Raw genomic sequence first — 20,313 nt, forward strand, 5'->3', positions numbered from 1 at the left:
CGCGGCCCCCTTCGATCCTGTGCCGCGACCCATGCGCGGCGCCTAGAATCAGCGTAGAAACACCCGGTCAGAGTTGATAAATGTCAAGTTCAGGCGGTCCAGTGGGCCGGGCGGGGCGCGCGCTGAGTGCCGGGACGGCGGGCACCAGGCGCAGGAGCAGGGCGGGGAACCTGCTGACTGGGGGGCGGGTACTCGAACCTCACGAACCGGCGTATCTCCTCGATCCGGTCGGATTCGACCAGTTCGAGGATGCGGGAGATCACGTCCGCGTCGTCACGGACGGCCCGCCACTGCGCCTTGTCGATCATGATCACCAGGTCGTCCTCGGCGGTGTCGGCGTCCTCGTCCTCCACGATCTGCTCGTCATCGACGTCATCGATCCCGGCCGCGTCTTTCAGGCCCCGGCTCCACGTCATCGCCCGCCGCCCCGCCGTGGTCTCGACGTACTCGATCCACCACTCCCGGTTCCGTTCGACCTCTTCCGGGGTCAGCCCGTCCACGTCGAGCAGTTCCAGCGGCACGAGGGAATCCAGACGACCCTTCTTCATGTCCTGCCGGGCCATCTCCGACCCGATCTTCCACCCGCGGGGACGGTCACCCTCCTGCAACTTCGAAATGTAGAGCGCGACGACCTCCCCGTCCCGGACAGTGCGGATATCGACCCCGCGCCGGCGTGAAGGTTCCCGGCCGCCGGCACCGACCACCATCGTCTGCCACCGGTCCGACAGCCACCCGTGGATCTCCGAACGCCGTTTCTGGCCGATGCCCTGCGACGCGGCCCGGTCAGCGTCCGACGCGAGAGCATGCAGCCGCTCCCACCGCTTCACCCGACGCTTGTTCATCGACCCGTCACGGTTCCGCAGGGTCTCCGCCTCCCGCAGCGCGATCGCCGCGTCCTGGCGGGCGTCGGCGGCAGCCCCGGGAAGGTCCACGAAGAACAACACGTGCAGGTGCGCGTGCCACCCGTTCTCCCACCCGAGAGTGACTTCCTGCGACTTGATGAAGTGGCGGATGCCGTGCACCCGCGCGAACCTCTTCCACGGAGCCCCGTTGATCGTCGCCGTGAAACCGGCCGTGAGCGCATCCATCGTCCGCTCAAGCGAATCGGTGCCGTGGTGGCGGACGGTGAACGTCACGAACAGGAACTGCCCCGACTGACCCTCCCACCACGCGGCCGCATCCTGCACCTCAGTCGAACGTCGAGTGCGGATCAGAGCGCCACAGCACGCGCACCCCCACACCGACCCACACGACTGCACACCGGAGAACCGGGCCGGGCCCGCCTCCCGCTTATGCACCCCGACGTGCGACCCCGCAGACCACCCGCACGTCGCCGGGCGCGGAGCGAGCTCAGCGAAGTGGTCGCGGCCGTGCGCGTCGATCGTCGCGTCCACCAGCCACCGCGACGACACCGACCGCCGCGCGAACCGCTCACGACGCGCGGCGCGGAACGCTTCCCGAGACAAGCGCGGGGTTACCGAACTCGCATTGGTACCAAGGCCGGGCCGCTGGCCCGGCTCCCCGGGCGAAAACTCGACCATCAGACGATGGACCTCGGTAGGGTGCGGACATGAACGAGCCATACGCACTCGCGAACCTGCCTGCGCCGACACTTCAGCTGCCGGTCCATTTCCGTAACGCCGGGACTGAGTACGTACTCAAGCCAGACGGCGACAGATGGAGTGTGCATCGCCTCAACCACCGCACGTCGACCGAGATCATCACCCTCGAGCAGCTTCAGGACGGGTCGTGGCTGGGCGTGAGCAGCGAGAGCGACTCCACGAAGTACTTCGGCGCGACGCGACAGGATGTGCTGCGACAGGTGCTCTGAACAGGCGTCCGCAGTCCTGGTGCACGAGGCATGGGTCGACACGTGAACCGGACTCACGACGTCGCTCCCGGGATGCCGAAGCCCGACCCGCAGTCGAAGCAGTACCATCCACCGCCGTGCTCCACCCGCGTGTCGTGCGCGCACGAATACAGCGCCACCCGGGCATCATGGCGCGCGAGGCGATCACGCTCCGACACCGCCAGGCCGAACGACTCCGACCACGTGCTATCGCTCAACGGCCCATCACCGACCGGAGCAGACGCAGCGCGAGGATCACGGTGCTGAGCACCCGCCGGACACGCCTCACAGCCCTGCCAACCGATCACCCGGGCAACGCCACTCCACCACCGCCGCCTCAGTGAACAGATACGCACCGTTGCGGGTGGGCAGTTTGGCCAGGGGGAGCAAGCGTCCCTCTTTCACGGCCAGAGTGACCGCAGCCCGGCAGAGCCCCACGCGTTTCGCTACCTGAGCAGTCGTCAGCACGGTTCCCGCACCGACCGAAGACAAGTCATCTATCGCAGTTGCCACAGATGAACTTTCTCTCATAACCCACGAAAAGGCAAGCACCCCGTGCCACACTTGCTACATGTCAAGTACGGCGCTCATTCAGACGGGGACTCGGATCCCTCAGTTCGACGTGCACGACCGGGCGCGGAAGGCCCGTGTCTCGGCAGGGATGGAGCAGCAGGACCTCTGCGACGCGACCGGTATCTCGATGACCTCTATCTCGAAGATCGAGACGGGCAAGGTTGCCCCTCGGAAGACGACGCTGATGCTCTGGGCGCTCGCGACGGGCGTCAGCTACGAGTGGCTCGCGACGGGGAAAGATAACGAAAGTAACGATCCTGGACGCGTTACACAGCGTTAACGGATCGCAACATTGCCGAAGCGCTGCGGCGATTAGGTTATTCCCAATTGGGGCGGCACCCGGGGTCGCCCGCGTTCGCAGATAGCAAGGAGCAACATGACCGTTCTCACACGCTCACGTGCCGCCAAGATCATGGGCGGCATCGCCCTGGTCGGCGCGAGCGCGCTCGTCTTGGCCGGCTGTTCCGGCTCCCCGGCACCCGGCGCGAGCTCCGCCGCGCCCGGCGACGACTACACCTTCCCGATCGACTGTGACAAGGCAGCGCCGGAGTCCTACACGCCCGAGTACTCCTCGACGTCGAAGGGTCCAGGCACCGACCTGAAGTACACGATCGGCACGGCACTTCCGGTCACCGGAAACCTCGCCTTCCTCGGACCGCCCGAGATCTCGGCCACCGAGTACGCGGCGTCGGTCGTCAACGAGGCGGACAAGGGCGTCACCATCGACCTCGTGCAGGGCGACTCGGGTGACACCGACAACAAGGCGTACGAGACCGAGGTGCCGCGTCTGCTGAACGCCGGCGCGACGGCCATCATCGGTGCCGCCTCGTCGGGAACGTCGCTGCAGTTCATCGACCAGGTGATCGCGGCCGACGCCATCCAGTTCTCGCCGGCCAACACCTCGGCGGCCTTCACCGGCTACAAGGACAAGGGCCTGTACTGGCGCACCGCACCGTCCGACGTCCTGCAGGGCGAGGTGCTCGGCAACCTCATCTCCGGTGACGGCAATGAGACCCTCGGCCTCATCGTCCTGAACGACTCGTACGGCACCGGTCTCGCGTGCTTCACGAAGGACGCCTTCGAGGCGGCCGGCGGCAAGGTCGTGGCGGCGTCGCTCTACAACACGGGTGACACCAACTTCTCGGCTCAGGTCGAGGACGTGCTGGCCGCCGACCCCGACGCCATCGCGCTGATCACGTTCGAAGAGGTCAAGACGATCATCCCCGAGCTGGTGGGGGCGTCCTTCCCGTCCGACAAGATGTACTTCGTCGACGGCAACCTCTCCAACTTCGGAGACGAGTTCCCGGCCGGAACGCTCACGGGTGCCAAGGGGACCTACCCCGCGGTCGATCCCGCGACGATCACCGAGTTCCGTGACAACCTCCAGAAGTACTGGACTGACGAGGGCAACGAGGAGCTCAAGGACTTCACCTACGCGCCCGAGTCGTACGACGCGGTGATCCTGCTGGCGTTGGCCGCGCTCGAGGCCGGTTCCACGGAGGGTCCGGACGTCGCGGCGCACCTGCAGCAGGTCTCCGGCGGCACGGGCGACGGCACGAAGTGCACGAGCTATGCGGAGTGCGCCGACATCATCATCGGAGGCGGCGTCGCCGACTACGACGGTGTCTCGGGTCCGATCACGTTCAACGAGGTCGGCGACCCGACGGCGGCGTCGATCGGCATCTTCCAGTTCGGTGAGGACAACAACAACGAGTTCGTCGAGGTGGGCTGACCACCTCTCGGATCGAAGGGCCCCGGTCTTCGGACCGGGGCCCTTCGCCGTGTCGGCATGACCGCAGCCCGCAACGACCGATCGGTTATTCTGGCGGCATGATCACCACGAGAGACGAGCTCAACGAGCGTCCCCGGTGGGTCGTCGTGACGATGTGGGTGCTGGCGGTCGCCGTCGCCGCGGTGGGAGTCGCCGTCGCGATCGCGTCGTCGAGCGCATGGCCGCTCGTCGCGTTCGCCGGACTGTTCCTGCCGATGATCCCGTACGGGCGGCGGCAGCGCCGCGCTCAGTCGGCGCCGAGCGTTCCGAGATAGAGCCCGATGACGTTCGGATCGTTCAGCAGCTCGCGGCCCGTGCCCGTGTAGGCGTCGCGACCCTGGTCGAGAACGTAGCCCCGGTCGCAGATCTGGAGGCACCGGCGGGCGTTCTGCTCGACCATGATCGTCGTCACACCGGCCTTGTTGATCTCCGAGACGCGCAAGAACGCCTCGTCCTGTCGCGAGGGCGACAGGCCCGCCGACGGCTCGTCGAGCAGGAGCACGTGCGGGTCCATCATGAGGGCTCGCCCCATCGCGACCATCTGGCGCTCGCCGCCGGACAATGACCCGGCCCGCTGAGCGAGGCGCTTGGCCAGATCGGGGAAGACCGACGTCACGAAATCGACCCGTTCGGCGTACGCCTTCGGACGCTGGTAGGCGCCCATCTGGAGGTTCTCGGCGATCGTGAGGCTGGGGAAGACGTTGTTCGTCTGCGGAACGAAGCCGACGCCCTTACCCACGAGCTTGTTCGCGCGAAGTCCCGTGATGTCCTCTCCGTTGAGCAGGACGGCGCCCGAACGGACCTTGACCTGGCCGAAGATCGCCTTGAGCATGGTCGACTTGCCGGCGCCGTTGGGGCCGATGATGCCGATCAGCTCTCCCTTGGCCGCGGTGAGACTCGCGCCGTTGAGAATGTTGACGCCCGGGAGGTAGCCGGCGACGACCTCGCGCAGCTCGACCACGTTCTCCGGTGCGCCGCCACGCACCTCGGCGGTGGCGGCGGGGGCGGTTCCGCTCATTTCTGGTCCTCCGCTTCCTGGGGCGCCGCGTCACTGTCAGGCTCGACCGCCTGACTGAGCTCGTGCGCCGTCTCGACGAGCTCCTGCGCGTCGGCGGGGAGGTCTCCCGCGTAGCGCCCGGTGACGACGCCGAGATCGACGTCCTGATGCGTGCCGAGGTACGCGTCGATGACGGCCTGTTCGCGCATGACCGCATCAGGCGGACCTTCGGCGACCACTTTTCCCTCCGCCATGACGACGACCCAGTCGGCGATGTGTCGCACCATGTGCATGTCGTGCTCGACGAAGACGACGGTCATCCCGAGGTCTTTCAGATCGAGGATGTGGTCGAGGAGCGACTGTGTGAGGGCCGGGTTGACCCCGGCCATCGGCTCGTCCAGCATCACCAGGGTCGGATCGCTCATGAGTGCGCGCGCCATCTCCAGGAGCTTGCGCTGTCCGCCGGACAGCGAGGCCGCGAAGTCCTTCTCCTTGGCATCGAGCTTGAAGCGCGTCAGCAGATCCCGGGCCTTGGCCTCGATCTCGGCTTCGCGCCGGCTCCACAGGAACGGCAGGATCCCGGCCCAGATCTTCTCGCCCGTCTGACGGGGCGCTCCGAGCTTCATGTTCTCCAGCACGGTGAGAAGACCCAGCGACTTGGTGAGCTGGAAGGTGCGCACCTGCCCCATTCGCGCCGTCTTGAACGCCGGGATGCCCGAGAGGTTGGTGCCGTCGAACGACCACGATCCCGCGTTGGGCTTGTCGAATCCGGTGAGGAGGTTGAAGAGCGTGGTCTTCCCGGCGCCGTTGGGGCCGATCAGGGCTGTGATGGCATTCCGCGGGATCTCCAGGTGCTCGACGTCGACGGCGGTCAGGCCGCCGAACTCACGCCGAACGCCGTCGATCACGATGATCGGATCGACCTTGGCGACACCCGGAGCGATGTCACCGGTGTGGAGCCCGGTGGTCTTGGGACGGGGAGTGGGAGGCGTCACGTTAGCGGACAAAGGTCAGCTCCTTCTTGCTTCCGAGAAGACCCTGCGGGCGGAAGATGACCAGCAGCATCAGGGCGACTCCCACCAGGACGAACACGAGCATCTGGCTCTGCTCGGTCGACATGAACGGCAGCCAGCCGATCTTCACCAGCGCCGGGAGGAGATTGGAGAGGAACGCACGAACCACCCAGAACAGCACCGCACCGAGCACCGGGCCGAAGATCGTGGCCGCGCCTCCGAGGAGAAGTGCCGTCCACACGTAGAACGTCTGCGAGGTGACGTAGACATTGGGGTTGACGTTCGTCCCCATCGCGGTCACGATGCCGCCCGCCGCGATGATGACGCCGCCGACGATGAGCGCCTGCATCTTGAAGGCGAACACGTTCTTGCCCAGCGACCGGACGGCGTCCTCGTCCTCGCGGATGCCGCGGATGACGCGTCCCCACGGGCTCCGCATCAACAGCCAGACCACGAGTACGACGACCGCGATCGTGATCACCCCGATGAGGATCACCCACCACTGGTCGGACTGGTACGTCCATGGGCCGAAGCCCCACTTTCCCGGAGGCAGCGGGTTGCTCGCGCGGAATCCGGCCTGGAAGCCGGAGAGACCGTCGGCGGATCCCGTGTAGTTGCGGAATGCGGAAGTGAGGAAGAAGAGGCGCAGCACCTCGGCGGCGGCGATCGTGACGATCGCCAGATAGTCGCCCCGCAGGCGGAGCGTGGGGATCCCCATCACGAGCGCGAACAGCACGGCCGCGATGAGACCGATCAGCGCGGCGACCGGCCACGGGAGACCGAAGGTGAGGATGGAGATCGCGAACCCGTAGGCGCCGATGGCCATGAAGCCCGCGACCCCCATGTTCAGCAGGCCCGCGAACCCGAAGTGCACCGACAGGCCGGTGGCGGCGAGGATGTAGCCCAGTGTCGCGGGCGCGAGGATCTGCGCCAGCGTGTTGTTGAGAATCTGTCCGAAGTCCACGGCGATCACCCGATTCGCTCTCGGCGTCCGAGGATGCCCTGCGGACGGAACAGCAGAATGACGATGAGCACGGCCAGCGCGCCCACATACTTCATGTCGGACGGTATCCACAGGGTCGACACCTCGACGAGCATTCCCACGATGATCGATCCGATCAGAGCGCCGAAGGCCGTGCCGAGGCCGCCCAGGGTGACCGCCGCGAAGATCAGTAGCAGGATGCTCGTTCCCATGTCCCACTTGATGCCGGGGCGGAAGTAAGCCCACAGCACTCCGGACAGACCCGCCAGGGCCGCCGCGAGCACCCAGACGACGCGGACGACCGCGTCGACGTCGATCCCGCTCGCCGCCGCCAACGACGGGTTGTCCGAGACGGCGCGGGTGGCGCGACCGATGCGGGTGCGCATGAGCCACCACGCGAAGGCGCCGATCACGACCAGCGAGACGACCATGCTGACGACATCGGTGACCGTGAGGCGGATGGGACCGAGTCCGGGGATGGTGGCCGCGGCGCCGCCGGGGAGCTGGGCCGTGCCGCCGCCGACGAACATCTGGTACACGTACCGCAACGCCAGCGAGAGGCCGATCGAGACGATCATCAACTGCACCGTGCCAAGGCCCTTGCGCCGGAGGGGCCGCCAGAGGCCCGCGTCCATGCCCAACCCGAAGCCTGCCGAGACGGCGACCGCGAGGGGGATCGCCAGCCAGATCGGGAAGTCGAAGCCGACAGAGAAGAGGAGCGCCGCCAGCGCTCCGAAGGTGACCATCTCGCCGTGGGCGAAGTTCGAGAGTCCGGTCGTCCCGAACACGAGCGAGAGTCCGATCGCGGCGAGGGCGAGCATGAGGCCGAAGTTCAACCCGTTCACCGCTCGGGAGAGGAACTGGTCGAAGAACGAGGTCGTCGCGCGCTGGCCCGCTTCCAGAGTGAAGTTCTTCGTGATCGTGCGCCCGGCTCCGAACTCCGCCTCCTGCGTGAAGTCGAAGCCTTCGGGCGCCTGCACTCCGCTGGGCAAGCTCGTCTGAACCAGCTCCACCGTGTAGGCGCGGTCCTTGTCGGGAACCCCGATGCGGACATTGCCTCGGTCGCTCGTGACGCCCTGGCCGGTGAAGTCACCGCCGGTGACGGTGATCTCGGCTCCGACGACGGGCTCACCGCCCGTGCGCACGTTGACGACGACCGTGTACGGCAGGTCTTCAGTGTCGGCGTGGGCGGCGGTGGGGAGGCCCGCGAAGAGCGTCGCTCCCGCGAGCACCGCGCCCAGGAACAGGACGATCCACCGCAACGGGCGTCTCGTACTCACGGTCGTGGGACTCACAGATCCTCCAGTCCGTACGCCTCGAGAGGCGTGGGTCGCATCCACGGTGATCAACGACGGTACGAGCGTAATGTGTCGGCGTTGTTTCGCCTACCTCACACTCTTTTCCCTTCCCCGGGAAGGGAACGTGTGCTACGCGGGCTCGCACACGACGTTCTCGGAATGAAACCACACCGCCGCGCCTTAGAATCGGAGAACCCCGAAAACGCAGGAGATTGCATGGAGCACAACGACCCGTTCGGTTTCGTCGGACTGACCTACGACGACGTTCTGCTGCTTCCCGGGCACACCGATGTGATCCCTTCCGAAGCCGACACCTCCTCCCGCGTGACCCGGCGCATCACCGTCGCGACCCCTCTCTTGTCAGCGGCGATGGACACCGTGACGGAGGCGCGCATGGCCATCGCGATCGCGCGCGAGGGCGGCATCGGGATCCTGCACCGGAACGCCTCGATCCAGGAGCAGGCCTCGATGGTCGACCGGGTCAAGCGCAGCGAGTCGGGAATGATCACCGACCCCATCACGACGACGCCCGACGCGACGATCGAAGAGGTCGACACTCTCTGCGCGCAGTACCGGATCTCGGGACTGCCGGTGGTCGACGAGGACGGGCGCCTCGTCGGCATCATCACCAACCGCGACATGCGGTTCGTCTCCGGCTTCGAGCGTCAGACCACCAAAGTGCGCGACGTCATGACGAGCGAAGGGCTCGTCACCGGGCGAGTGGGCATCGGGGCGAACGAGGTCATCGCGCTCTTCGCGCAGCACCGCGTGGAGAAGCTGCCCCTGATCGACGACGAGGGCAAGCTCGCCGGCCTCATCACGATCAAGGACTTCGACAAGAGCGAGAAGTACCCCCTCGCGACCAAGGATGAGCAGGGAAGGCTGCGCGTCGGCGCGGCGATCGGCTTCTTCGGAGACGCGTGGCAGCGCGCCGAGGCCCTTCGCGACGCGGGTGTCGATGTCCTCGTCGTCGACACCGCCAACGGTCAGTCCGCCGGCGTGATCGACATGATCCGTCGCATCAAGGCGGACTCGTCCTTCGACCACATCGACGTCATCGGCGGCAACGTCGCCACGCGCGAAGGCGCCCAGGCGCTCGTCGACGCGGGTGCCGACGCCGTGAAGGTCGGCGTCGGACCGGGGTCGATCTGCACGACGCGCGTCGTCGCCGGCGTCGGCGTGCCGCAGGTCACCGCGATCTGGGAGGCGTTCCAGGCCACACGCGAGGCCGGAATCCCGGTGATCGCCGACGGTGGTCTGCAGTACTCGGGCGACATCGCGAAGGCTCTCGTGGCCGGCGCCGACACCGTGATGCTCGGCTCACTCCTGGCCGGAACCGACGAGTCGCCGGGCGAGATCGTCTTCCAGGGCGGCAAGCAGTTCAAGCTCTACCGCGGCATGGGGTCGCTCGGCGCGTTGCAGACCCGCGGAAAGAAGACGTCCTACTCCAAGGACCGCTACTTCCAGGCCGACGTGCCCAACGACGACAAGCTCATCCCGGAGGGCATCGAGGGACAGGTGGCCTACCGCGGGCCGGTCTCCGCCGTCGCGTATCAGCTGGTCGGGGGGCTGCGGCAGTCGATGTTCTACGTCGGCGCCCGCACGATCGAGGAGCTGAAGGCGCGGGGCAAGTTCGTGCGCATCACGGCCGCTGGCCTCAAGGAGTCCCACCCGCACGACGTCCAGATCGTCGTCGAGGCACCCAACTACAAGAAGTAGGTCCGATCGGGGGATCCGGGGGCCGTGCGCGGGGCCCGGCCTCGATCGAGCGGTGGTGGTCCGGTCCGATAGACTGGTCGGCTCTGCGCGACCGGCCGGGGCAGAACAGGATCGCTCGTGGGCCACATCGACGTATCGGCGGTGTCGTACGTCCTCCCGGACGGGCACCCGCTTCTGGATGCCGTGACATTCCGTGTGGGCTCGGGCACCACGACCGCACTCATCGGCCCGAACGGTGCCGGGAAATCCACGCTGCTGCGCCTCATCCGGGGTGAACTGGCCGCACCGGAGGGCGCGATCGTGGTGACCGGGGGACTCGGCGTCATGGACCAGTTCATCGGCCACGGAGCGGAGGGCGAGACGGTCCACGATCTTCTCGTCGCCGTCGCGCCCGCCCGTATCGCCCAGGCGGCTCGCGCGCTGGAGGCCGCCGAGAACGCCATCATCGAGCACGACGACACCGCGACGCAGTTGGCGTACGCGCAAGCGCTCGCAGACTACGCCGAAGCCGGTGGCTACGAGCACGAGACAGTGTGGGACACCTGCACGACGGCGGCGCTCGGCATCCCCTACGAGCGTGCCCGCTTCCGCGACCTCGCCACGCTGTCCGGAGGCGAGCAGAAGCGGTTGGCTCTCGAGGCTCTCCTGCGTGGGCCCGACGAGGTGCTGCTCCTCGACGAGCCCGACAACTATCTGGACGTGCCGGGCAAGCGCTGGTTGGAGGAGCGACTGCGCGAGTCCGCCAAGACGGTGCTGCTGGTCTCGCACGACCGCGAACTGCTCGCTCGGGCCGCCGACCGCATCGTGACTCTCGAGGTCACGGCATCCGGCAGCACGGCGTGGGTTCACGGCGGGGGCTTCGCGACGTATCACGAGGCGCGCACGCATCGGATGGAGCGCTTGGAGGAGTTGCGCCGACGATGGGACGAGGAGCACGCCAAACTGCAGCGACTCGTCGCCGAGATGCGGGTGAAGGCCGCGGCGAGCGACGACTTCGCCTCGCGGTATCGAGCCGCCCAGACGCGGCTACGGCGCTTCGAGCAGGCGGGTCCTCCCGAAGAACGCCCGCCCGAGCAGAACCTGCGGCTGCGTCTGCGCGGGGCGCGCACGGGCAAGCGCGCCGTCGTCGCCGAGCGTCTCGAGCTCGCGGGACTCATGCGACCCTTCGATCTGGAGGTCTGGTTCGGCGACCGGGTGGCAGTTCTGGGCTCCAACGGATCGGGCAAGTCGCACTTCCTCCGGCTGCTCGCCTCCGGCGGCACCGATCCCGATCCGACGCTCGGACACGTCACACAGATCGGGGGTCGCCTCGAGCCGGTCGCGCACAACGGCCGAGCGATCTTGGGCGCTCGGGTGACGCCGGGGTGGTTCGCGCAGACCCACGAACACCCCGACTACACCGGGCGGACTCTGCTGGAGATCCTGCACCGCGGGGATGACGCGCGAGCGGGGCTCGCCCATGAGGCCGCGAGCTCGGCCCTGGATCGCTACGGACTGGTCCGGCAGGCCGAGCAGGTCTTCGAGAGCCTGTCGGGCGGGCAGCAGGCCCGGTTCCAGATCCTTCTGCTGGAGTTGTCGGGGGCCACCCTTCTGCTCCTCGACGAGCCCACCGACAACCTCGACCTCGTCTCGGCGGAAGCGCTGGAGACCGCCCTCGGGTCGTTCGAGGGCACCGTCCTCGCCGTCACGCACGACCGATGGTTCGCCCGATCGTTCGACCGGTTCCTCGTGTTCGGATCGGACGGCCTCGTCTACGAGGCGCCGGAGCCGGTCTGGGACGAGAGACGCGTCGCGCGTGCGCGGTGAGGCGTCCACCGCCCGCGGCTCCCGCGGCGGCGACGGGTAGGCTGGGGGCGTGAGCATGGAGATCGAGATCGGCCGCGCCAAGCGCGCCCGCCGCGCGTACGCGTTCGACGACATCGCCGTGGTGCCTTCTCGTCGCACCCGCAATCCCGAAGACGTCTCGACGTCCTGGTCGATCGATGCGTTCGGGTTCGAGATCCCCGTTCTGGGGGCGCCGATGGACTCCGTCATGAGCCCGCAGACGGCGATCATGCTCGGACGGCTCGGCGGCCTCGGCGTGCTCGACCTCGAGGGTCTGTGGACGCGATACGACGACCCGGAGCCGTTGCTGGCAGAGATCGCCTCGCTTCCCGCCGAGATCGCGACGCGGCGGATGCAGGAGATCTACGCAGCACCCGTCAAGCCCGAGCTCGTCCGTGACCGGCTCGCCGAGATCCGCGACGCCGGTGTGACCGTCGCGGGGGCGCTCACTCCGCAGCGCACGCAGGAGCTGTACGAGACCGTCGTGGCGGCCGGCGTCGACCTGTTCGTCATCCGCGGCACCACCGTCTCGGCAGAGCACGTGTCCAGCGACACTGCGCCGCTCAACCTCAAGAAGTTCATCTACGACCTCGACGTGCCGGTGATCGTCGGCGGGGCCTCCACCTACACTGCGGCCCTCCACCTCATGCGCACGGGCGCGGCGGGAGTCCTCGTCGGCTTCGGCGGGGGAGCCGCCTCGACCACTCGCGCGACGCTCGGGGTCCACGCGCCGCTGGCGACCGCGGTGGCCGATGTCGCAGGGGCGCGACGGGATTACCTCGACGAATCTGGCGGACGCTACGTCCACGTCATCGCCGACGGCGGTGTCGGCACCTCGGGCGACATCGTCAAGGCGCTCGCGATGGGCGCCGACGCGGTGATGCTCGGCGTCGCCCTCGCGCGCGCGATCGATGCGCCCGGCCGCGGCTTCCACTGGGGACCCGAGGCACACCACCCCAAGCTCCCGCGCGGTCGCCGCGTGGAGGTGGGGCAGGTGGCGCCCCTCGAAGAGATCCTCTACGGCCCGGCTCCCGTCGCCGACGGCACCGCCAACCTCATCGGTGCCCTCCGTAAGTCCATGGCGACGACGGGCTACTCCGACCTCAAGGAGTTCCAGCGCGTCGAGGTGGTCGTCGCGCCCTACTCCTCGCACTGATGGCCTCTTCCTCGCCCTCCACGCTCGCTCCCGACCTTCCCGAGGTCTTCCCGCCCACCCTGCGGGAAGTGATGCTGCGTCCGTGGTGGATCGGCATGCTCGTGTTCGCGCTGGCCGTGGCGGGGATCTTCGCCTGGCTCGGGCAATGGCAACTGGAACGCGCGATCGACACCGATCCGCCCCCGCCGGGCGCGACCGAGCAGGTCCAGCCCATCGACGACGTGGTCGAGCCGGGCGCCTACCTCCCCGAGCCGCTCGTCGGTCAACGCGTGGAGGTGACGGGGGGCTGGGGTGAGTCCGACCTGCTGGTCGTCTCGTCGCGGTTCAACGACGGTGTCGAAGGGTTCTGGGTGACGGCCCGCTTCTTCGTCGATGGCACCGAGCAGCCCACCGCCCTCGCGGTCGCCCTCGGGTGGACCGCGACCCGGGCCGAGGCCGACGCTGCCGCGCGATCGATCGCAGCGGAGCTGGCGAGGATCGACGCGGCCCCCTTCACCCTCACCGGCCGGCTCATCTCCGACGAGGGCCCGCGCGTGCCCGCGCCGGGTGCCCCGATCACCGAGATGACCACGATGTCCCCGGCGGCGTTGCTCGGACAATGGCACCCGATCGAGGGGCTCGAGGTCTACCGCCCCTTCCTCGTCGCCGACATCGATGCGCTCGGTCCGATCGACCCGCCTGCCGGACTCGTCGCGATCGACTCGCCGGCGCCCACGGAGCTGTCCAACGTCAACTGGCTGAACATCTTCTACGCCGTCGAGTGGGCCGTGTTCGCAGGCTTCGCCTTCTACATGTGGTACCGCCTGGCCCGCGACGCGTGGGAGAAGGAGGTCGAGGCGCTCGAGGACGCCCGCGCGGCCCAAGGACAGGCAGCGGCGGCCGGGGCACCACCTGCCGCCGACTAGAGTGGAGGGCATGCCCGCACAGCCGAAACTCGCCGCGTTCCCGGCGATCCGCGGGGCGTTGAAGTTCTACCAGATCGCCTCCATCATCACCGGAATCGGCCTGCTCCTGCTCGTGACGGAGATGGTGCTCAAGTACACGCCGCTGCACGTCGAGCTGTTCGCGGGCGGCTCGGGAGGTCTGCTCTGGTTCGCCCCCGTCATCGCCGGCCCCGGCTGCGAGTGGTTCTCGCTGTTCATCCCCGGGGGCAACGGCTGCGAGATGACCTCGGCCGGCGACGGATTCAACATCTCACTGTTCATCCTCATCGCGCACGGCTGGTTCTACGTCGTGTATCTCTTCGCGTGCTTCCGCATCTGGAGCCTCATGCGCTGGCCGTTCCTGCGATTCGTGCTCCTCGCGCTCGGCGGCATCGTGCCCCTGCTCTCGTTCATCATGGAGACGCGCGTCGCGCGGGAGGTGCGTGGCTACCTCGCGCGCCGCGAAGCCGAAGCGGCGGCCGTCTCCTCCGTTCCCGCGTCGGAAGGCCCCCGGTGACCACCCAGACCGAAACCGCTCAGCGGCCCGTCCTCGTCGTCGACTTCGGCGCCCAGTACGCCCAGCTCATCGCCCGCCGGGTGCGCGAGGCGGGCGTGTACAGCGAGATCGTGCCGCACACCGCGACCGCGAGCGAGATCGCGGCGAAGAACCCCGTGGGGATCATCCTCTCGGGAGGGCCGTCGTCGGTGTACGAGCCCGGGGCGCCCTCGCTCGACCCCGGCGTGCTGGAACTCGGTGTCCCGACCCTCGGCATCTGCTACGGCTTCCAGGTGATGGCCCAGCAGCTCGGCGGCATCGTCGCCAACACGGGGCTGCGGGAGTACGGTGCGACCGACGCGGTCGTCGCCAACGACGGCGGGGTTCTCCTGGGCGGCCAGCCGTCCGAGCAGAACGTCTGGATGAGCCACGGTGACCAGGTCGCTCAGGCTCCCGACGGGTTCGAGGTGCTCGCCTCCACCGCGGCGACCCCCGTGGCCGCCTTCGGCAGCGACGAGAAGTGCTTCTACGGCGTGCAGTGGCACCCCGAGGTCAAGCACTCCGACCACGGGCAGGAGGTGATCGTCAACTTCCTCCACAAGGCCGCGGGTCTGCCGTCGGACTGGAACAGCGGAAACGTGATCGCCGAGCAGGTCGAGAAGATCCGTGCCCAGGTGGGCAGCGGACGCGTCCTGTCGGCCCTGTCGGGCGGTGTCGATTCCGCCGTCTCGACGGCCCTGGTGCACGAAGCCGTCGGCGACCAGCTCGTGGCCGTCTTCATCGACCACGGCCTCTTGCGCAAGGGGGAGCGGGAACAGGTCGAGAACGACTACGTCGCCTCCACCGGCGTGCGCCTGATCACGGTCGACGCCCGAGAGACGTTCCTGAACGCCCTCGCCGGTGTCAGCGATCCCGAGCAGAAGCGCAAGATCATCGGGCGCGAGTTCATCCGCGCCTTCGAGAAGGTGCAGGCCGACCTCATCGCCGAAGCGGCCGCCGAGGGCGACCCGATCCGCTTCCTCGTGCAGGGGACGCTCTATCCCGATGTCGTCGAGTCGGGCGGCGGAACCGGAACGGCGAACATCAAGAGCCACCACAACGTCGGTGGCCTGCCCGAGGACCTGCAGTTCGAGCTCGTCGAACCCCTGCGCACCCTCTTCAAGGACGAGGTGCGGGCGATCGGCCGTGAGCTGGGCCTGCCCGAGGCGATCGTCGGCCGTCAGCCCTTTCCGGGGCCCGGCCTCGGCATCCGGATCGTGGGTGAGGTCACCGCTGACCGTCTCGAGATCCTGCGTGACGCCGACGCCATCGCCCGTGAGGAGCTGACAAGGGCCGGCCTCGACGGCGAGATCTGGCAGTGCCCCGTCGTGCTTCTCGCCGACGTCCGTTCGGTGGGGGTGCAGGGGGACGGCCGCACGTACGGGCACCCGATCGTGCTGCGCCCCGTCTCGAGCGAAGACGCGATGACGGCCGACTGGACCCGACTTCCCTACGACGTGCTGTCGAAGATCAGCAACCGCATCACCAACGAAGTGCGCGAGGTCAACCGGGTCGTGCTCGACGTCACGTCGAAGCCGCCGGGGACCATCGAGTGGGAGTGACCTGCGGCGGTCGTCCCCTCGGGGGACCGGCTGCGTGATTCGCCCTCGGGGAGCAAGAGCGGGGACCCCTGCCCCGATTGCTCCCCGAGGGCGAATCACTTCGCCTGCCAACCGGTGTGAACGCCCCTGGCGGGCTGGATGAGGGGAGTAGCGGATTGGACTCAGCGGGTGAAGCGGAGGGTCGCGATCTGGAACGGGCGCAGCTCGAGCTTTGCCGAGCGGCCACCGTCGCCCGATGCCGATGACGTCAGTGCGGCGGCGGGGAGCTCGCGTTCGAGGAGATCGGTCTCGACGACGCCCGTCGCGGCGAACGATGCCGTCACCGTCGCGGTCGCCCGCACGCCGAGCGCTTCATAGAGCCGGACGATCACGTCGCCGCTGCCGTCCTCGGCGAGCTTGACCGCCTCCACCACGACCCCGGGATCGCTCACGGTCAGGAGCGGATCGATCTCGGCCCCGGCAGCAACGATCGTCCGCACGGGAAGGTTGATGCGGTAGCCCTCGGTGACCGCATCGGCGACGTCCGCGCCGACGACGAGGCCCACGTGCAGGCGGTGCTCACCGCGGTCCTGCGTCGGATCGGGGAACAGCGCCGAACGGATGAGCGAGAGCCGCACGATGCTGACCGTCCCTCCGCCTTCGCCGCGGGGGGCACGGGTCACGTCGTGTCCGTACGTCGAGTCGTTGACCACCGCCACGCCGAAGTCCGGCTCCGCCACGCGGATCCAGCGATGCGCGACGGTCTCGAAGCGGGCGGCGTCCCACGACGTGTTGGTGTGCGTTGCTCGATCGATGTGCCCGAACTGGATCTCGCTGGTCGCGACGCCGGTGTGCACATCGACGGGGAAGGCGAGCTTGAGGAGCTTCTGCGTCTCCTGCCAGTCCAGGTCGAACGACAGCGACACGGTGCGGGAGCCTGCATCCAGCGCGATCCGCTGCGTGACGCGCGACGACCCGAACCGGCGCTCGACCACGATCTCGTCATCGTCGACCCGAAGGTCGTGGACCTCGGTCAGGTCGGTCACCGTCTCGCGATAGTGCACGTCGACGTCCCATGCGTCCCACTGCGTCGGGGTGTCCCGATGCAGTTGCAGGAGGCCCGCCGCCGCGCCGGGAGCGACCGCGTCTCGCCCGGTCGCGAGGTCGACGGCGGACACGATGAGGCCCCGGCCGTCCACCCTGACGCGGACGACGCCGTTGTCGAGCACCCAGCCCTCACCGTCGGCCCGTGGCGCGACGCGCCCTGGCGCACCGGATGCCGTCGCGCCCAGGGCGGGGATGCCCTCGCGACCGTGGGGGGCGGCATTGGCCCGCACGACGCGGTCGCCCTCGCCGGCGAGGACACGCAGGCTCGACTCGATGACGTCCTCCAGCTCGCGCGCGACCGCGGCGTAGTTGCGCTCGGCGTCGTGATAGACCCACGCGATCGAAGACCCGGGGAGGATGTCGTGGAACTGCTGCAGCAGAACCGTCTCCCACGCGCGGGCCAGGCGCTCCGCCGGGTAGTCGGCACCGGTGCGCACCGTCGCGGTCGCGGCCCACAGCTCGGCCTCGCGCAGGAGGTGCTCGCTGCGCCGGTTGCCCTGTTTCGTGGCCAGCTGACTCGTGTAGGTGCCGCGGTGGAACTCGAGGTACAGCTCGCCGACCCACACCTCGGGATCGGGGTACTCGTCTTCGGCGGTCTCGAAGAACCGGCGGGGCGAGCTGTGCACCACCTTCGGCGACCCCTCCAGCGAACCCGTCCGTGCGATCGCGTGGGCCATCTCCCGCGTCGGCCCGCCTCCGCCGTCGCCGTAGCCGTAGGGGAGGAGAGAGACGGAGGCGCGACCCTTGTCGGCGAAGTTCCGTTCCGCGTGCGCGAGCTCGGCCGCCGAGACCACGGAGTTGTACGTGTCGACCGGGGGGAAGTGAGTGAACAGGCGCGTGCCGTCGATCCCCTCCCACTGGAAGGTGTGATGAGGCATCCGGTTCGTCTCGTTCCACGAGGTCTTCTGCGTGAGGAACCACCGTGCGCCGGCCGCGCGTGCGATCTGCGGCAGAGCCCCGGTGTAGCCGAACGAATCGGGGAGCCACACTTCCGGGGTGTCGAGGCCGAACTCGCGGATGAAGAACCCCTTTCCGGCGATGAACTGGCGCGCCATCGCCTCGCTTCCGGGCATGTTGGTGTCGGATTCCACCCACATGCTTCCCACCGGTACGAAACGTCCCTCCTCCACCCGACGGCGGATCCGCGCGAAGAGGTCGGGGTAGTACTCCTTCATCCAGGCGTACTGCTGCGCCGACGACGCGGCGAAGACCACGTCGGGGTCCTCCTCCATGAGCGAGAGGACGTTCGAGAAGGTGCGGGCGACCTTGCGCACCGTCTCCCGAACCGGCCAGAGCCAGGCGGAGTCGATGTGGGCGTGCCCCACCGCGTGCAGGGTGTGGGCGCTCGCCGTGGCAGGCGAGGCGAGGACGGGGGCCAGCACCGCTCGCCCCGCGGCGGCGGTGCCGGCCACGTCGTGCGGGTCGACGGCGTCGATCATGCGCTCGAGCGCCTGCAGGATGGTCGCGCGACGGGGTGAGCCGGCATCCAGCTGGCCGACGAGGCCTCGCAGGGCCCGCGTATCGGCCAGGAGCGCCGTCACGTCCAGGTCGCGCAGACGGACATCGACGTGCCGCAGCGTGTAGATCGGGTCGGTCCCGGCGGTGGCGGGGTCGCCGACCGGGGTCGGGTCGAACGTGAAGAGGCTCCCGACGTCGGGGTTCGAGGCGCCTTCGATGTAGACGTCCACGGACCCGTCGGCGCCCACGGCTTCGACGACCGCGTTGTTGAGGGGGGCGATGCCGCGGAGGGGGCTGCCGTCGGTCGTCCACACCATGCCCTCGCACTGGAAGCCCGGCTGCCCGGTGGTGAAGCCCAGGTCGACGACCAGTTCCGCCCGCGTGGCCTCGGGGAGTCTTCCCTCGGCGTCGAGCCAGTCCTCGGGAACCCGTCCCTGCACACGGAACCACGTCGTGCCCCACGGGCGGCCCCAGCGCTCGCCCGCCGCGATCGGCTCATAGGTGCCGCCGACGGCCTCGGCGAAGTCCACGGGTTCTCCCGCCGCCTCCCAGCGTGCGAGCTCGAGTGGCTGTGCGGCGCGGTAGAGGGAGGCCTGCAGACGCTCGCGGAGGAAGCGGTCGACCCGGAGCTCGGCGAGCGTGGAACGGTCATGCATGGTGAGGTGTTGCCTTTCGAGATCGGAGAGGGGTCGGGAAGACGTCGCCGGTTCAGCCCTTGACCGAGCCGGCGAGCGCGAAGGCGCCGCCGGAGAGTCGTTGGACGAGGACGTACAGGATGACCATCGGCGTCGCATACAGCACCGAGTACGCGGCGAGCTGCCCGTAGGCGATCGATCCGTACTGACCGAAGAAGTTGAAGATCGACACGGCCGCGGGGAACTTGTCGGCCGAGAAGAGGAGGACGAAGGGGACGAAGAAGTTCCCCCACGCCATCGTGAACACGAAGATGAACACGACCCCGAGGCCCGGGCGCATGAGCGGGAGGACCACGCGCCGGAGCGCCGTCATGGAACTCGCGCCATCCACCCAGGCTGCCTCTTCGAGGGAGATCGGCACCGAGTCCATGAAGTTCTTCAGCATCCAGATCGCCATCGGCAGCGACGTCGCGGCCATGAAGAGGATCACGCCCCAGACGGAGTCCAGCAGCTTGAGGCTCACGAACAGTGCGTAGACGGGCACCATCATCGCGGTGATCGGAAGACCCGTGCCGAAGAGGATCGCGTACATGAACGACCGCTGGAACCGCAGGCGGTAGCGGGAGAGCGGATAGGCGGCCAGGACGCCGGCGACGACGGTGATCACCGCCGTGCCGAGGGAGATCGCGATGGAGTTCAGCAGCGGCTGCCACGTGAGCTCCCACGTCATCACCTGGCGGTAGTTGTCCAGCGTCCAGGTCTCGGGGAGGGTCATCGACACGGTCGCATTGCCGTTGAACGAGGCGAACCCGATCCACAGAAGGGGAACGAGGAAGAGGACTCCGATCGCGGCGAGGATCACCGAGGCGATCACGGTCTGGGTCCGTCGACGGGGAGCGGCGACGCTGACGGCGCTGGTGCGACGAGCCATG

The 20,313-nt window shown here is 68.4% G+C and carries 18 protein-coding genes; 10 read left to right on the forward strand and 8 right to left on the reverse strand.

Translation table 11 applies throughout. From position 1 onward, the window contains the following. Nucleotides 1-89: 89 nt before the first annotated feature. The gene (locus QM591_RS09990) at nucleotides 90-1,187 is read right to left on the reverse strand and encodes a hypothetical protein (RefSeq protein ID WP_415132113.1); all 1,098 of its coding nucleotides are present in this window, start codon (nucleotides 1,185-1,187) and stop codon (nucleotides 90-92) included. A gap of 383 nt (nucleotides 1,188-1,570) precedes the next feature. Between QM591_RS09990 and QM591_RS09995 the strand changes: the two genes are divergently transcribed. Further along, the gene (locus QM591_RS09995) at nucleotides 1,571-1,831 is read left to right on the forward strand and encodes a hypothetical protein (RefSeq protein ID WP_415132115.1); all 261 of its coding nucleotides are present in this window, start codon (nucleotides 1,571-1,573) and stop codon (nucleotides 1,829-1,831) included. A 53-nt stretch (nucleotides 1,832-1,884) separates the two neighbouring features. Here the strand turns inward: QM591_RS09995 and QM591_RS10000 are convergent, their stop codons facing one another. Next, entirely contained in the window at nucleotides 1,885-2,067 is a 183-nt protein-coding gene (locus QM591_RS10000; RefSeq protein ID WP_415132116.1) for a hypothetical protein, read from the reverse strand. Nucleotides 2,068-2,420: 353 nt separating this feature from the next. Between QM591_RS10000 and QM591_RS10005 the strand changes: the two genes are divergently transcribed. The 3 genes from QM591_RS10005 to QM591_RS10015 all read left to right on the forward strand — a co-directional run bounded on the left by QM591_RS10005 (nucleotide 2,421) and on the right by QM591_RS10015 (nucleotide 4,468). Continuing rightward, the gene (locus tag QM591_RS10005) at nucleotides 2,421-2,702 is read left to right on the forward strand and encodes a helix-turn-helix domain-containing protein (protein ID WP_415132118.1); all 282 of its coding nucleotides are present in this window, start codon (nucleotides 2,421-2,423) and stop codon (nucleotides 2,700-2,702) included. Between the two features lie 96 nt (nucleotides 2,703-2,798). Then, a complete protein-coding gene (locus QM591_RS10010; RefSeq protein WP_415132120.1) occupies nucleotides 2,799-4,154 on the forward strand; it encodes an ABC transporter substrate-binding protein in 1,356 nt (451 codons plus the stop codon). 98 nt (nucleotides 4,155-4,252) lie between these two features. Further along, nucleotides 4,253-4,468, forward strand: coding sequence for a hypothetical protein (locus QM591_RS10015; RefSeq protein ID WP_415132122.1), 216 nt, complete (start codon nucleotides 4,253-4,255; stop codon nucleotides 4,466-4,468). On the opposite strand, the gene QM591_RS10020 is transcribed toward QM591_RS10015, so the two are convergent. Genes QM591_RS10020 through QM591_RS10035 form a run of 4 tightly spaced genes read right to left on the reverse strand, consistent with a single transcriptional unit; the run spans nucleotide 4,441 to nucleotide 8,465 of the window. Beyond that, nucleotides 4,441-5,211, reverse strand: a complete 771-nt coding sequence (locus QM591_RS10020) for an ABC transporter ATP-binding protein (RefSeq protein ID WP_415132124.1) — start codon at nucleotides 5,209-5,211, stop codon at nucleotides 4,441-4,443. The genes QM591_RS10015 and QM591_RS10020 overlap by 28 nt on opposite strands. Then, nucleotides 5,208-6,197, reverse strand: coding sequence for an ABC transporter ATP-binding protein (locus QM591_RS10025; RefSeq protein WP_415132126.1), 990 nt, complete (start codon nucleotides 6,195-6,197; stop codon nucleotides 5,208-5,210). Before QM591_RS10025 ends, QM591_RS10020 begins: the two co-directional genes overlap by 4 nt. After that, nucleotides 6,187-7,167 (reverse strand): branched-chain amino acid ABC transporter permease, encoded by a 981-nt coding sequence (locus QM591_RS10030; RefSeq protein WP_415132186.1) that lies wholly within the window; start codon nucleotides 7,165-7,167, stop codon nucleotides 6,187-6,189. Before QM591_RS10030 ends, QM591_RS10025 begins: the two co-directional genes overlap by 11 nt. A gap of 5 nt (nucleotides 7,168-7,172) precedes the next feature. Further along, on the reverse strand, nucleotides 7,173-8,465 hold the full coding sequence (locus tag QM591_RS10035) for a branched-chain amino acid ABC transporter permease (protein ID WP_415132128.1): 1,293 nt from the start codon (nucleotides 8,463-8,465) through the stop codon (nucleotides 7,173-7,175). 234 nt (nucleotides 8,466-8,699) lie between these two features. Here QM591_RS10035 and guaB point away from each other — a divergent pair, with 234 nt between their 5' ends. The 6 genes from guaB (at nucleotide 8,700) to guaA (ending at nucleotide 16,202) form a co-directional block, all read left to right on the forward strand. Next, nucleotides 8,700-10,202 carry an IMP dehydrogenase gene (guaB, locus tag QM591_RS10040; protein WP_415132130.1) on the forward strand — a complete coding sequence of 501 codons (1,503 nt, stop codon included), beginning with the start codon at nucleotides 8,700-8,702 and terminating at the stop codon, nucleotides 10,200-10,202. Between the two features lie 117 nt (nucleotides 10,203-10,319). Further along, nucleotides 10,320-12,008: an ABC-F family ATP-binding cassette domain-containing protein gene (locus QM591_RS10045; protein ID WP_415132132.1), complete on the forward strand. Its 1,689-nt coding sequence runs from the start codon at nucleotides 10,320-10,322 to the stop codon at nucleotides 12,006-12,008. A 55-nt stretch (nucleotides 12,009-12,063) separates the two neighbouring features. Continuing rightward, a complete protein-coding gene (locus QM591_RS10050) occupies nucleotides 12,064-13,182 on the forward strand; it encodes a GuaB3 family IMP dehydrogenase-related protein (RefSeq protein ID WP_415132188.1) in 1,119 nt (372 codons plus the stop codon). After that, on the forward strand, nucleotides 13,182-14,087 hold the full coding sequence (locus QM591_RS10055; RefSeq protein WP_415132134.1) for an SURF1 family protein: 906 nt from the start codon (nucleotides 13,182-13,184) through the stop codon (nucleotides 14,085-14,087). The genes QM591_RS10050 and QM591_RS10055 overlap by 1 nt, the downstream gene beginning before the upstream one ends. Nucleotides 14,088-14,097: 10 nt before the next feature. Further along, nucleotides 14,098-14,622 (forward strand): DUF3817 domain-containing protein, encoded by a 525-nt coding sequence (locus QM591_RS10060; RefSeq protein WP_415132136.1) that lies wholly within the window; start codon nucleotides 14,098-14,100, stop codon nucleotides 14,620-14,622. Beyond that, the gene (gene guaA / locus QM591_RS10065) at nucleotides 14,619-16,202 is read left to right on the forward strand and encodes a glutamine-hydrolyzing GMP synthase (RefSeq protein ID WP_415132138.1); all 1,584 of its coding nucleotides are present in this window, start codon (nucleotides 14,619-14,621) and stop codon (nucleotides 16,200-16,202) included. Before QM591_RS10060 ends, guaA begins: the two co-directional genes overlap by 4 nt. Nucleotides 16,203-16,363: 161 nt before the next feature. Here the strand turns inward: guaA and QM591_RS10070 are convergent, their stop codons facing one another. Together QM591_RS10070 and QM591_RS10075 are read right to left on the reverse strand one after the other, a co-directional pair. Then, nucleotides 16,364-19,402, reverse strand: a complete 3,039-nt coding sequence (locus QM591_RS10070; RefSeq protein ID WP_415132140.1) for an alpha-mannosidase — start codon at nucleotides 19,400-19,402, stop codon at nucleotides 16,364-16,366. Between the two features lie 52 nt (nucleotides 19,403-19,454). Continuing rightward, complete coding sequence (locus QM591_RS10075) at nucleotides 19,455-20,312, reverse strand: carbohydrate ABC transporter permease (RefSeq protein WP_415132142.1); 858 nt, start codon at nucleotides 20,310-20,312, stop codon at nucleotides 19,455-19,457. Nucleotide 20,313 lies beyond the last annotated feature (1 nt).

The sequence above is a fragment of the Microbacterium sp. genome, assembly GCF_047607225.1.
GTDB lineage: Bacteria > Actinomycetota > Actinomycetes > Actinomycetales > Microbacteriaceae > Microbacterium.

Coding starts and splice junctions, on each gene's coding strand:
- QM591_RS10070 (WP_415132140.1), bottom strand. CDS start 19,402: ATGCATGACCGTTCCACGCTCGCCGAGCTCCGGGTCGACCGCTTCCTC.
- QM591_RS10055 (WP_415132134.1), top strand. CDS start 13,182: ATGGCCTCTTCCTCGCCCTCCACGCTCGCTCCCGACCTTCCCGAGGTC.
- guaB (WP_415132130.1), top strand. CDS start 8,700: ATGGAGCACAACGACCCGTTCGGTTTCGTCGGACTGACCTACGACGAC.
- QM591_RS10050 (WP_415132188.1), top strand. CDS start 12,064: ATGGAGATCGAGATCGGCCGCGCCAAGCGCGCCCGCCGCGCGTACGCG.
- QM591_RS10075 (WP_415132142.1), bottom strand. CDS start 20,312: ATGGCTCGTCGCACCAGCGCCGTCAGCGTCGCCGCTCCCCGTCGACGG.
- QM591_RS10060 (WP_415132136.1), top strand. CDS start 14,098: ATGCCCGCACAGCCGAAACTCGCCGCGTTCCCGGCGATCCGCGGGGCG.
- QM591_RS09995 (WP_415132115.1), top strand. CDS start 1,571: ATGAACGAGCCATACGCACTCGCGAACCTGCCTGCGCCGACACTTCAG.
- QM591_RS10020 (WP_415132124.1), bottom strand. CDS start 5,211: ATGAGCGGAACCGCCCCCGCCGCCACCGCCGAGGTGCGTGGCGGCGCA.
- QM591_RS10010 (WP_415132120.1), top strand. CDS start 2,799: ATGACCGTTCTCACACGCTCACGTGCCGCCAAGATCATGGGCGGCATC.
- QM591_RS10005 (WP_415132118.1), top strand. CDS start 2,421: ATGTCAAGTACGGCGCTCATTCAGACGGGGACTCGGATCCCTCAGTTC.
- QM591_RS10015 (WP_415132122.1), top strand. CDS start 4,253: ATGATCACCACGAGAGACGAGCTCAACGAGCGTCCCCGGTGGGTCGTC.